The following is a 12,909-nucleotide window of genomic DNA, read 5'->3' as shown; positions in this document are numbered from 1 at the left end:
TTAACGAGGGCTTGATTATAGTGAGACCAGTTTGTGATTTTGCTCATTGTTGTTGCACGGGCTAGTAGGATATAGATGATCTGATCACAGGCTGGCAAGATAGTTCAAACTTTTAGGAAACAACGCCATAAGCAACTTTACTTAAAGCAAACTGTGGAATTTAAAAACGGTATAAAAATGGCACCATTAACGATTGCGGTGTCAGTTGATACAGATAACTTATTAAAAAAATTAGAGCAAAAGCGAAACAAATTTATCTTTCTAATCTGTTTAGCACTTATATGCGTTATAGCTGTATTTATTATCTATCAGCGCAACATTAACAGAAAGCTAGAATTAAATTTTTTGAAAGAAAAAAACAGCAAGATTATCGAAAGTTCTTCAGATTCAATTTTCATGATTATGCCTAATGGGATCATTTGCTATGCAAATAAAACAGCAAAAACTTTCTTTGGCATTGAGCAAAACAAAACTGAATTTGAGCAGCTATTCAATTTTAACGATGAAGATTTTTTAGGTGTCAAACATGCTATAAAATCAGATAAGCCTTGTTCATTTGAGGCTATTCATATTGATCAAAATAAAACGCATTATTTTTCTATTACTCTCGCGACGATATATGACGCAGCGAATCAACAAACTCAGTTAGCAGCAATTGCTAGGAATATTGATACGCTAAAAAACGCGCAGCATCAGCTTGAAAAGTTAAATGACACTTTAGAAGAAGAAGTTAAAAAACGTACCGCTGAGCTTGAGTCTGCAACCGAGCAAGCTTTGGCAGCCAGTAAAGCTAAAAGTGAATTTGTCGCTAATATCTCCCATGAAATTCGCACCCCTATGAATGGGGTATTGGGGATGCTAGAAATGCTTGAAGAGCAACCCCTAACAAAGCAACAGTTACAGTATTTACATTATGCAAATGCAAGTGCCAACTCGTTGATGACTTTAATAAACGATATTTTAGATTTTTCTAAGATTGAAGCAGGAAAGTTAGATTTAGATTTTCATGAGTTTGATGTTGTGGCGGTATGTAGTGATTTAATCACCTCAATGGCAATGGAGGGGCATAAAAAGGGCCTCGAAGTGTTACTGGATACTTGTGATGTAAAACATCGAACTGTAATAGGTGATAGTCATCGTTTAAAACAGATATTAAATAACTTATTAAGCAATGCGTTTAAATTTACGCACAAAGGTCATGTGCTTTTATCGGTGGCTGAACAACATATTGATGAACACACTGTACAATTGACGTTTGCAGTAATTGATACAGGAATTGGTATATCAGAGCAAAATCAAAGCAAGCTATTTGAAGTATTTACCCAAGAAGATTCAAGCACAACACGGCATTATGGTGGAAGTGGGCTTGGATTATCGATCAGTCGGCGCCTCGCGCAGATGATGGGTGGAGATATAGTTGTTAAAAGTCAAAAAGATGCAGGCAGTTGTTTTACAGCGACAATTTCAGTTGAAATTGTGCAGCAAGAAAAGCCATTAAATAAACCAATGGCATTATTGGCCGAAAAAAGAATTGGTTTAGCAGTAAGTTATGAAGTTTTAGCGCAGAATATTGAGAAAAAGCTGCAAAGTATATGTTTTCCGACTTATAAAAGTTTACAAAAAATAAAGTCTTTTAGTAGCAATGAACTTACTAGCTTTGACTTAATCATTATTGATCACAAACATGCAGAAATTGATAGCGCTATCAGCTATGCAAAACATAATACTGATAAATATTTAATGGTTTTGGGGATTTTATCCTCCATGTCTAAACGACAACAATTGCCAGATAATATTATCTTCATTGCTAAACCCGTGACTAAAGATGAGTTAGTTTACCGATTAGCATTACTTTATAAAGATTCAGATCATCTTATTGAACGTAAAAACCACGATGATAAAGAGCGTATAGAGTTAGATTTATCAAACCGGTCAATTTTAATCGTGGATGACAACTTAATTAATATAGAAGTCAGTAAAGCAATATTACGAGATAGCCATATACATATTGAGTCTGCTAGTGATGGACTGGACGCTCTCGATGTGTTGAAAAATAACAAATCAGTATTTGATTTAATTTTAATGGATTGTCAGATGCCCAATCTCAATGGTTATGACTGTACAAAAGCGATCCGTCAGGGAAAAGCAGGACAGCAATATCAAGATGTTGTCATAATAGCCATGACGGCAAGCGCTATGGCAGGCGATAGAGAAAAGTGTTTAAGTGTTGGTATGAACGACTACATTACCAAGCCTATAAAACAAGCCACATTACGTAAAAAATTAGCAATGTGGCTAAAAAACTAGGCTGCATCTTGGCTATTATTAAGTCCGTGATTAGGTGTCAGTTTACTAATGTCTGCAGAGTGAATCACTTTTTGTGTTTCACTCCAGTGTAGTAACTCAATACGACCTGAACTGTTTTCAACTAATGCAGTGCAACTTTCTATCCAGTCGCCATCATTACAATACAAAATACCATCAACTACTTTAACGGCAGGGTGATGAATATGCCCGCAAATGATGCCATCGACAGCTTGTTTTTTTGCTTCATGGATGGCTGCTTTTTCAAATGCATCGATCGCTTCACGCGCTTTATGTACTCTAGCTTTTATCCAAGACGCTAAAGACCAATAATTACCACCAAATAAACGGCGAATACGATTAGTCCAACGATTTAGAAATAATAACAAGTCGTAGCCAGCATCGCCTGCAATACTGATTAATTTGTTGTATCGGGTTGCTGAATCAAAATCATCACCGTGCAAAAGCAAAAACCGTTTGTTAGCCTTAGTGGTGTGTATATATTGTTTGTGTACTTCGATACCGAACAACGACTCATTGGCATAATGGCGAAAGGTTTCGTCATGATTACCGGGTATATAAATAACTCTGGTGCCTTCTTTCGATTTTTGTTGAATAAGCGCTAACACATCGTAGTGACTTGGATGCCAGAAAAATTGTCGTTTCATTGACCATAAGTCAACAATATCACCAACCAAATACAGTACGTCGCATTCAATGGCATTTAAAAAGTCGAGTAAGTACTGCGCTTGGCAGTCTTTGTAACCTAAGTGAACGTCGGAGATCCAAACGGCAGGATAGTGGGTTTTACTACTGCAAGTGGTGTTATTCATGGCATTTACTCATGGTGTAATAAAGTAAATGCTAGGCAGAATCAATGACAGTAAAAAGACGCTTTAGCGAAACATCTATGACAATTAATAAAACAAAAAAACCGCCGAAGCGGTTTTTTGTTTATTAATAGCTAGCTAATTAGCCTTTAATTAAAGATGCAATTTCTGCAACTGCAGTATCTAAATCAAGCATTAGCTTTTCACCTGTGCGGCGGTTTTTAAGTTCAACCTTGTTTTCGTCTAGGTTACGCTCGCCAATAACGAGTGTGAAAGGTACACCTAGAAGTTCCATATCGTTGAACATCACACCAGGGCGCTCTTTACGGTCATCAAACAACACGTCTAAACCCGCTTCTTTTAATCCTTTATAAAGGTTTTCAGCGATATCAGGGATACGGTGAGACTTATGCATGTTCATAGGTACAATCGCTAAATCAAACGGTGCGATTGGCTGTGGCCATTTAATACCGTATTGGTCGTTGTTTTGCTCAATAGCCGCAGCTACGATACGTGAAACACCAATACCATAACAACCCATGGTCATAATTTGGTTTTTGCCAGATTCACTCAGTACGCCAGCTTTCATAGCTTCTGAGTACTTAGTACCTAGCTGGAAGATATGACCTACCTCAATACCACGTTTGATTTGCAGTGAGCCTTGACCACATGGGCTTGGATCGCCTTCCACGATGTTACGAATATCAGCAACTTCGTAGTTTTCTACATCACGATCCCAGTTAATACCGCTGTAGTGTTCGCCGTCTTTGTTTGCACCCGCAACAAAGTCAGCAAGTACATTTGCAGAGCGGTCAACAATAATTGGCATCGTTAGGCCTACAGGGCCTAATGAACCCGGCTTTGCACCAATAGCTGCAACGATGTCTTCTTCTTTCGCCATTTCAAGTGGTGAGTCCACAAGTGGGTGTTTTTCAGCTTTTAATTCGTTTAATTCATGGTCGCCACGTAAAACAAGCGCAACTAAACCACGTTGTTCGTTTTCATCTGGCGCACCATATACGATTAATGTCTTCACGCCGCGATGAGGTTTAACACCGTAATGTTCTTTAAGCTCAGCGATGGTTTTTGCATCAGGCGTTGGGAACACTTTTAACTCTTTGCTTGCTGCTGGACGCTCTTCAGTCGGTGCTAATGCTTCTGCTTTTTCGATGTTTGCAGCGTAATCACTTGCATCACTAAAGGCAATTGCATCTTCACCAGATTCTGCAAGTACGTGGAACTCGTGCGATACGCTACCACCAATAGAACCTGTATCAGCGATAACAGGGCGGTAATCAAGACCAAGACGCTCAAAGATGTTGCAGTATGCTTTGTGCATTACTTGATATGTTTTTTCTAAACACTCATCACTTAAGTGGAAAGAGTAAGCATCTTTCATGGTGAATTCACGAGCACGCATTACACCAAAACGAGGGCGAACTTCGTCACGTACTTTGGTTTGCACTTGATATAAAGTAAGTGGTAATTGCTTATAAGAGCTTACTTCTTTACGCACAAAATCAGTGATCACTTCTTCGTGAGTTGGACCAAGAGCAAATGGGCGGTTGTGGCGGTCATTAATACGCAGTAATTCAGGACCAAATTGCTCCCAACGACCAGACTCTTCCCAAAGATCAGCAGGTTGGATAATTGGCATTAACATTTCGATAGCGCCAGCTTTATCCATTTCTTCACGTACAATGTTTTCTACTTTTTTAAGTACGCGTAAACCAGAGGGCAACCATGTATACAAACCCGACGCAACGCGGCGGATCATGCCTGCTCGTAGCATTAATTGATGAGAAACAATTTCTGCATCAGACGGAGTTTCTTTAAGTGTTGCGAGTATATATTGACTGGTACGCATCTCTATTCCAAGTAGTGTTAAAATTATTATCGTTTACTCAAGACGTTTGAGTAGTAACAAGGCGCTCAGTTTACCAGTGGAATCACTGACACTAAAGCGCTATGTGTAAAAAAAGCTAGCATTTTTCAATGCTGATCACTGTATTGTGGTTATCTTTAACATGCCAACGAATATTAAAGTCATATAAGGTCATGCCGTAGCTTTGCTCTGAATCACGTTGCTTTTTGTATGCCGGGCGAGGATCTTGCTTTAATACATTGCTTATAAACGCTTTTAATTCAGGTTGTTCAGTTTGTTTTTCGATAAAGGCTAGGGCTTCATCGCTAAATTCGACACTCATATCGGTTTCTGGTCGGGTATCGGCAAAGCCTGCTGTGGCATCAGTCATCGCATCTGAGTAAGGTAAATAAGGCTTAATATCTAATATTGGTGTGCCATCGAGCAAATCGATACCTGACAGTAATAAGCTTAATTGACCATTTTTATATTCGATGCCCTCCAGTTTAACAGCACTCATGCCAATTGCGTTTGGACGAAAAGTTGCGCGTGTTGCAAATACACCTTTACGCTCATTACCGCCAAGACGCGGGGGTCTTACCATTGCTGAGTAGCCTTTATCAGCGGTTTCGTGAAATCTGAATAATAACCAAATATGGCTGAATTCATCGAGGCCGCGAACAAACTCTTCGCGGTTAAAATCGCTGCTGAATACCAGCTTTGCTTTCGCTTCAGGAACCAAACGAGGTTGGCGCGGTATAGCAAATTTTTGTTTGTAAGGAGATTGAATGTGGCCGACGGCAGTTAATTGGTATTCGCTCATTGTGCATTGTCGTTAAGATAATCTGCCGACATTTTACATGCAAATGCAAAAAAAGGCAGTCGAGACTGCCTTTTAATAATTAGACCAATAGGTTTAAATTAGAACATGTATTGGAATGATACTGAGGCAACATCCATATCTGGGTCGATATCATCTTCTAATTCATAGCGCTCATATTCTAAACGTACTTGCATATTCGTAGTGAAAGCATACTCGATACCTGCACCATAAAATACATCACCACCATCAGTGTCGGCACTAATACTGCCAAGTTCACCTAAGTCTTGCTCAATTTCAGCGTCCCACTCTAGCCAGCCACCTTTGGCATAGACAGAAAAACTTTCTGTAATCGGCGCTGCTAACCGTGCAGCCAGTGAAACACCGTCAATTTCAGCTTTAGAATCGATATCGCTTACTTCATCAAAGTTTTGGTATGCAAGTTCAAGGCTTAGGTATTTATTAAATTGCGTACCAATATAACCTTTTAGCATTTGTGAATCATCATCGAAGTCAGTGTCATTTTCGCTGTCTTCAAACTCAAAAGAATATTGACCGTAACCGATACCGGTATAAATACGCGGAGAATCCATTTCGGTAATATCTGCATGTGCAGCATTGTTAAAACCTAGTAGTGCTAAAGAAAGTGCAGACATTGAAATTGCTTTAATCATTTAATAGCTCCTTTAAAAAATAAAAAACGAATGTTTCGCGTCATTCACTAGGAGTATTGCAATGGCAATGCCAACGCAAAAATAAAGCCTAAAGTATTGTTTTTAGGCCTTATTAAGCGATTTTATGACCAGGTTGTTGAAACTGTAAACAGGCGTTCAGTTTGGCAGTCGTAACAATTTCAGGGTGCTCTGTAGAAGTTACTAGGTGCAGTTTTTAAATCAGTGTTGTTTTACGCTTTTTGCAAAAGGGTTTCTGTTTCTATTGCGATCTCTTTCATTTTTATCGCATAGTTTTCAATTTTCTTTTCTTCGTCAGTCACAGCGGTATAAGAAGGTACTTCGATTGGGTAACCTGCTTCATCCATCGCAATAAAACTAATAACACAATGATTGGTTTCAACTAGGTTTTGTGTTTTTGGGTCACCGCAGCGGACTTGAATAAAGATTTGCATGCTGGTTTTACCTGTGTGAGCAATACTTGCTTTCACTTCGACAATTTGGCCAACCAAAATAGGGCGCTGAAACTTTACACCCGCTACTGAAACAGTAACGCAGTAATGACCACTCCAACCTGCAGCACAGGCGTATCCGGCTTGGTCAATCCACTTCATTACCACACCACCATGAACCTTACCGCCAAAATTTACATCGGTAGGTTCAGCTAAAAAACGAAAGGTTACACTTGAAGACGGCATATTTTACTCACTTTTAATCACGACTAATATCAGTTCACCTTTAACGTCTTAATCTGTAAAGGTAAACAGACCTTAAGCATAGCCTAAAAAAGGGGCCGAAGCCCCTGCAATTTAGGATGAATTTTAATTAAATGAGTAACGTTAGTTATTACATATTTGGGTAGTTTGGTCCGCCAGCTCCCTCAGGTGTTACCCAAGTAATGTTTTGACTTGGGTCTTTTATGTCACAGGTTTTACAGTGCACACAGTTTTGCGAATTAATCACAAACTGTTTTTCACCTTCGACTTCTTGTATTTCGTATACGCCAGCAGGGCAGTAGCGTTGCGCTGGTTCATCAAATTGCACCAAATTCACTGTAATTGGAATCGAGTTATCTTTTATCTTTAAATGGCATGGTTGCGATTCTTCATGATTGGTATTTGATAAAAACACCGATGAAAGTTTATCGAAGCTTAGTTTGCCATCTGCTTTTGGGTAGTCGATTTTTTCGGCCTGATCAGCAGTAACTAAGGTGGCATGATCTGGCATGTTATCTTCAAAGTTAAACGGTAAGCTGCCACCAAATAGGTTTTGGTCTAGAGTGTTATAAGCCCCCCCTAAGAACTTACCCAATTTGTGCATAACAGGGCCAAAGTTACGCGATTGATAGAGCTCTTTATACGCCCAGCTTTGTTCAAAGGCCGTTTTATATTCTGCTAAATCGGTATTTTCTTTTCCGTCGCTAAGGGCTGCTACAATCACATCAGCAGCGACCATGCCTGATTTCATTGCGGTATGGTTACCTTTGATCTTCGCAAAGTTTAATGTGCCGGCATCACAACCAACAAGTAAACCACCCGGGAAGTGCATTTTTGGTAATGAGCGCAGGCCACCTTTGGCAATGGCTCTTGCACCATAGGCTATACGCTCACCGCCTTCTAATACATCTTTAAAGACAGGGTGATGCTTCATACGTTGGAATTCATCAAACGGGCTTAAATGTGGGTTTGAGTAGTTAAGGTCAACAATTAAGCCTACGACTACTTGGTTGTTGTCGCTGTGATACATAAACGCACCACCACTGGTATCACCGGTTAATGGCCAGCCTGTGCCATGTACAACGGTGCCTTCTTTATGTTTACTCGGGTCGATTTGCCATATTTCTTTGAAACCTAAACCGTAATGTTGAGGTGACGCATCTTTATCAAGGGCAAAGTGTTTGATTAACTCTTTACCTAAATGACCCCTGCAGCCTTCAGCAAATACGGTGTATTTTGCTCTAAGCTCCATACCCGGCATATAACCGTCTTTTTCGTTGCCGTCTTTATCAAGGCCCATATCGCCAGTGATAATGCCTTTTACTGTCTCGTCTTCAATGATTAAAGAATGCGCACTAAAGCCTGGGAATATTTCTACCCCTAAGTTTTCAGCTTGTTCAGCTAAAAAGCGACATACATTACCCATAGAAACAATGTAATTACCCTCGTTATGGAATGTTTTAGGGCTCGCAAAGTGGGGGATGCTGGTGGCTTTTTCACTGTTATTAAACCAGTAAATATCATCTTGCGTTACTTTTGTAGTAACCGGTGCGCCTAATGACTGCCAATCGGGTAGTAATTCATCGAGTGCTTTGGTTTCAAAAACGGCACCAGATAAAATGTGTGCGCCCACCTCAGAGCCTTTTTCTACCACACAGATCATTAATTCTTGTTGTTTTTCTTGTGCTTGTTGAGCCAATCTAATCGCAGTTGATAAACCTGCTGGGCCTGCGCCTACGATGACTACATCAAATTCCATGGTTTCGCGTTCGACCATATAAACCTCTTCTCGGTGACGGACCTGCTGTAAAGAACCTTATTTCATACTTGCAAATGAAACGTTACAGGCTGTGAATACTTTAAGGTTATTTTAGGTTGACGTTTACGTCAACAGGAAGTAGTCTGAATTCATAAAATAAATAAGTTGACGCGAAGGTCAACTTTGAGAACACACAATTGATGGAGTCACGATGAAAGTCCTCGTTCCAATTAAAAGAGTAATTGACTACAACGTCAAAGCACGCGTTAAAGCCGATAAAACGGATGTTGATCTAGCTAATGTAAAAATGGCGATGAACCCGTTTTGTGAAATTGCAATTGAAGAAGCTATTCGTTTAAAAGAAGCAGGGACGGCCACTGAGGTTGTTGCTGTGACTATTGGTAATAAATCATCTCAAGAGCAATTACGTACGGCCTTAGCACTCGGTGCCGATAAAGCCATTCATATTGAAACAGAAGAAAAGCTCGAGTCTTTACATGTTGCTAAATTACTGAGCAAGATTGTAGAGCAAGAATCACCTGAGCTAGTTATTTTAGGTAAGCAATCGATTGACTCTGACAACAATCAAACCGGTCAAATGCTTGCTGCTTTAACAGGTCGTGGCCAAGGTACTTTTGCATCTAAAGTAGATGTACAAGCGGGTACAGTTAATGTTACGCGTGAAGTGGACGGTGGTTTACAAACAGTCGCTCTTAAACTACCTGCTATCGTAACGACAGATTTACGTTTAAATGAACCACGTTACGCTTCATTGCCAAATATTATGAAGGCAAAACGTAAACCACTTGATGTAATTGCTGCTGATAGCTTAGGTGTAGACCTTACGCCTCGCGTGCAGCTGGTTGAAGTAAACGAGCCAGAAAAACGCAGTGGTGGCATTATCGTTGAAGATGTTGCGACATTGGTAGAAAAGTTAAAAACAGAAGCGAAGGTGATCTAAATGAAAACATTAGTGATAGCCGAACACGACAAAGGTGTTCTAAAGCCTGAAACCAATAAAACGATTACTGCTGCTGTTAAACTAGGCTTTGATGTAGATTTACTCATTGCAGGCGAAAACTTATCTGCAATGAGTGAGCAAGCAGCATCTATTGCAGGTGTTAGCAGCGTCCTGATTGCTGATGATGCCGCTTACGCACATCAGCTTGCTGAAAACCTAGCGGATCTGGTTTTATCTTTAGCAGATAACTATTCACACATTGTCGCGAGCGCTACAACAACGGGTAAAAACTTTATGCCACGTGTTGCAGCACTTTTAGATGTTGCGCAAATCTCTGAAATCATCGATGTGATTGATGCTGATACATTTAAACGTCCTATTTATGCAGGTAATGCGATTGCCACAGTTAAATCTCTGGATAGCAAAAAAGTAATCACTGTTCGTGCTAGTAGCTTTGATATTGCATCAGAGCAAGCACCGGTAGCTGTAACAAGCGTTACAGGTAAAGGCTCTGTTGGTTTGAGTGAGTTTGTATCAGAAGAACAAACTGAATCAGAACGCCCAGAGCTGACTGCTGCACCTGTGGTTATTTCTGGTGGTCGTGGTATGCAAAATGGTGAAAACTTTGCGTTATTGAATGGTATTGCTGACAAACTAGGCGCAGCAATTGGTGCTTCACGCGCTGCTGTTGATGCGGGTTTTGTGCCAAACGATATGCAGGTTGGTCAAACCGGTAAAATTGTTGCCCCAGACTTATATATTGCTGTAGGTATCAGTGGTGCGATTCAACACTTAGCGGGTATGAAAGACTCTAAAGTGATTGTTGCCATCAACAAAGACCCTGATGCGCCAATTTTCCAAGTCGCTGACTATGGTTTAGTTGCTGATTTATTTGATGTGTTACCTGAGCTTGAAAGCGCTCTGTAATTCATAACGATTCTGGTTGTTAAAAGCTGTTCACCTTTTAGGTGCGCAGCTTTTTTTATGATAATTTAAAAACACGAGCTGGAAAGGACGTTATACATAAACCGTTTTTCAATAAACCGATAGTTTAGAAGTTTTCATGCTTGCTTCATCTAACCTTTCGGATATTGGCTAAAGGGATTTTACATTCTAAAATTAAACTATAACTTCATAATCCAGAATCACATTTCAATGTTATTTTAAGGCAAGAACCATGTTCAAAAACCTTTTATTTTTATGTTTTTTATTCTGTCCTTTACTAGCCTTTGCTGGCAGCAGTTTTAGGTTATCTGATGGAGATCTTGTACTTAAAGACATGAGCAAAATTGAAGTTTTAGATAAATTAGGCACTCCCTTACTCAAAGACGTGCAAAGTTTAGGTATTGATACAGGCGGTAATATAAAGCCAGGTCAAAAGGTAGAAACTTGGTCTTATAAGCTTAAAGGCTCAATTGGCGGTGAGTATTTAGTATCTATCACCTTTGAAGGAGATAGAGTTGTCGATATTACATCTGTACAAAAGAAAAACTAAAAAGCCGCTCGAGAGCGGCTTTTTATTTGCTAGGCGATACTGATTAGTATGTCGCGCTGCCTTTAGTACGAGGGAAGGCGATAACGTCACGAACGTTGCCCATACCTGTTACATAAGCAACTAAACGCTCAAAACCTAGACCAAAACCAGAGTGAGGTACAGTACCGTATTTACGTAGGTCACGGTACCAGCTGTAGTCTTCTTTGTTTAAGCCCATTTCTTCTAAGCGCTTATCTAATACATCTAGTCGTTCTTCACGTTGAGAACCACCGATGATTTCACCAATACCTGGTGCAACTACGTCCATCGCTGCCACTGTTTTACCGTCTTCGTTTTGACGCATGTAGAACGCTTTGATATCACGTGGGTAGTTTTTGATAACTACTGGCGCGTTAAAGTGTTCTTCAGCAAGGTAACGTTCGTGCTCAGATTGTAAATCCACACCCCATTCAACAGGGAACTCAAACTTTTTACCACATGCTTTTAAAATTTCGATAGCATCAGTGTAATCAACTTGTGCGAAATCTTTAGTCACGAATTCTTCTAAACGAGAGATAGCTGTTTTCTCAACACGTTGTGCAAAGAATTCCATATCATCACGACGCTCAGTTAATACTGCTTTGAAAACATATTTAAGCATGTTTTCAGCAAGTTTCGCGATGTCTTCTAAATCTGCGAATGCAACTTCAGGTTCAACCATCCAAAACTCAGCTAAGTGACGAGATGTGTTTGAGTTTTCAGCACGGAAAGTAGGGCCAAAAGTATAGATTTTTGACATTGCCGATGCGTATGTCTCGCCATTCAACTGACCAGATACAGTTAAGAACGCTTCTTTACCGAAGAAATCTTCACTGTAGTCAATCTCACCTTTATCTGTACGCGGTAAGTTTTCCATATCTAAAGTTGATACACGGAACATCTCACCAGCGCCTTCACAGTCACTTGCAGTGATGATAGGTGTGCTGATCCAGTAGAAACCTTGCTCGTGGTAAAAACGGTGAATCGCTTGAGCTAAACAGTTACGTACACGTGTTACCGCGCCCATAATGTTAGTACGAGGGCGAAGGTGTGCGTGTTCACGTAAATACTCAATGCTGTGACGTTTAGCCGACATAGGGTAGGTGTCTGGATTCTCAACCCAACCTAATACTTCAACAGAGTTAGCTTGAATTTCAAAAGACTGACCTTGACCCGCTGAAGGCACAAGAATACCCGTGACGGATACTGAACAACCAGCAGTTAAACGTGTTACTTCATCATAATTATTGAGTGAATTAGGTACTACCGCTTGAATAGGATCAAAACACGAACCGTCATGAACGGCTAAAAATGAAATTCCTGCTTTTGAATCGCGGCGTGTACGGATCCAGCCTTTTACTGTTACTTGGCTGTCAACCGCAACCTTGCCTTCTAATAGCTCTGAAATCGCTAAATGGCTCATCTTCACTCCAATGATATAAGTTGCCTAATATAATAATGCTGTGCATTG

Annotated in this window: 11 protein-coding genes; 4 read left to right on the top strand and 7 right to left on the bottom strand. The window is 40.1% G+C overall.

The window, feature by feature from the left end:
- Positions 1 to 177 precede the first annotated feature (177 nt).
- Positions 178 to 2,307, top strand: coding sequence for an ATP-binding protein (locus tag L1264_RS17970; protein WP_235404330.1), 2,130 nt, complete (start codon positions 178 to 180; stop codon positions 2,305 to 2,307).
- Here L1264_RS17970 and L1264_RS17965 read toward each other — a convergent pair.
- From L1264_RS17965 to L1264_RS17940, 6 genes are all read right to left on the bottom strand, one after another.
- Positions 2,304 to 3,137 (bottom strand): UDP-2,3-diacylglucosamine diphosphatase, encoded by an 834-nt coding sequence (locus L1264_RS17965; RefSeq protein WP_199526532.1) that lies wholly within the window; start codon positions 3,135 to 3,137, stop codon positions 2,304 to 2,306. The genes L1264_RS17970 and L1264_RS17965 overlap by 4 nt on opposite strands.
- A 139-nt stretch (positions 3,138 to 3,276) precedes the next feature.
- Positions 3,277 to 5,001, bottom strand: coding sequence for a proline--tRNA ligase (locus L1264_RS17960; RefSeq protein WP_199526531.1), 1,725 nt, complete (start codon positions 4,999 to 5,001; stop codon positions 3,277 to 3,279).
- A gap of 115 nt (positions 5,002 to 5,116) precedes the next feature.
- Complete coding sequence (gene tsaA, locus L1264_RS17955) at positions 5,117 to 5,821, bottom strand: tRNA (N6-threonylcarbamoyladenosine(37)-N6)-methyltransferase TrmO (RefSeq protein ID WP_199526530.1); 705 nt, start codon at positions 5,819 to 5,821, stop codon at positions 5,117 to 5,119.
- A gap of 98 nt (positions 5,822 to 5,919) precedes the next feature.
- Positions 5,920 to 6,492, bottom strand: a complete 573-nt coding sequence (locus L1264_RS17950; RefSeq protein WP_138556916.1) for an outer membrane beta-barrel protein — start codon at positions 6,490 to 6,492, stop codon at positions 5,920 to 5,922.
- A gap of 230 nt (positions 6,493 to 6,722) precedes the next feature.
- Positions 6,723 to 7,187: an acyl-CoA thioesterase gene (locus tag L1264_RS17945; protein ID WP_054561436.1), complete on the bottom strand. Its 465-nt coding sequence runs from the start codon at positions 7,185 to 7,187 to the stop codon at positions 6,723 to 6,725.
- Between the two features lie 148 nt (positions 7,188 to 7,335).
- Complete coding sequence (locus tag L1264_RS17940) at positions 7,336 to 8,982, bottom strand: electron transfer flavoprotein-ubiquinone oxidoreductase (RefSeq protein WP_199526529.1); 1,647 nt, start codon at positions 8,980 to 8,982, stop codon at positions 7,336 to 7,338.
- Between the two features lie 193 nt (positions 8,983 to 9,175).
- Between L1264_RS17940 and L1264_RS17935 the strand changes: the two genes are divergently transcribed.
- The 3 genes from L1264_RS17935 (at position 9,176) to L1264_RS17925 (ending at position 11,420) form a co-directional block, all read left to right on the top strand.
- Positions 9,176 to 9,925: an electron transfer flavoprotein subunit beta/FixA family protein gene (locus L1264_RS17935; RefSeq protein ID WP_119851781.1), complete on the top strand. Its 750-nt coding sequence runs from the start codon at positions 9,176 to 9,178 to the stop codon at positions 9,923 to 9,925.
- Positions 9,926 to 10,852, top strand: coding sequence for an electron transfer flavoprotein subunit alpha/FixB family protein (locus L1264_RS17930; protein ID WP_105180853.1), 927 nt, complete (start codon positions 9,926 to 9,928; stop codon positions 10,850 to 10,852).
- A 250-nt stretch (positions 10,853 to 11,102) separates the two neighbouring features.
- Positions 11,103 to 11,420, top strand: a complete 318-nt coding sequence (locus L1264_RS17925) for a DUF2845 domain-containing protein (protein ID WP_138556921.1) — start codon at positions 11,103 to 11,105, stop codon at positions 11,418 to 11,420.
- Between the two features lie 43 nt (positions 11,421 to 11,463).
- Here the strand turns inward: L1264_RS17925 and asnS are convergent, their stop codons facing one another.
- Positions 11,464 to 12,861: an asparagine--tRNA ligase gene (gene asnS / locus L1264_RS17920; protein ID WP_135924437.1), complete on the bottom strand. Its 1,398-nt coding sequence runs from the start codon at positions 12,859 to 12,861 to the stop codon at positions 11,464 to 11,466.
- Positions 12,862 to 12,909: the final 48 nt, after the last annotated feature.

This window comes from Pseudoalteromonas sp. APAL1 (assembly GCF_021532475.1).
In the GTDB taxonomy this organism is placed as follows: domain Bacteria; phylum Pseudomonadota; class Gammaproteobacteria; order Enterobacterales; family Alteromonadaceae; genus Pseudoalteromonas; species Pseudoalteromonas lipolytica_C.
The sequence above is the reverse complement of the archived record's forward strand: the minus strand, read 5'-3'. Positions and strand labels throughout refer to the sequence as shown.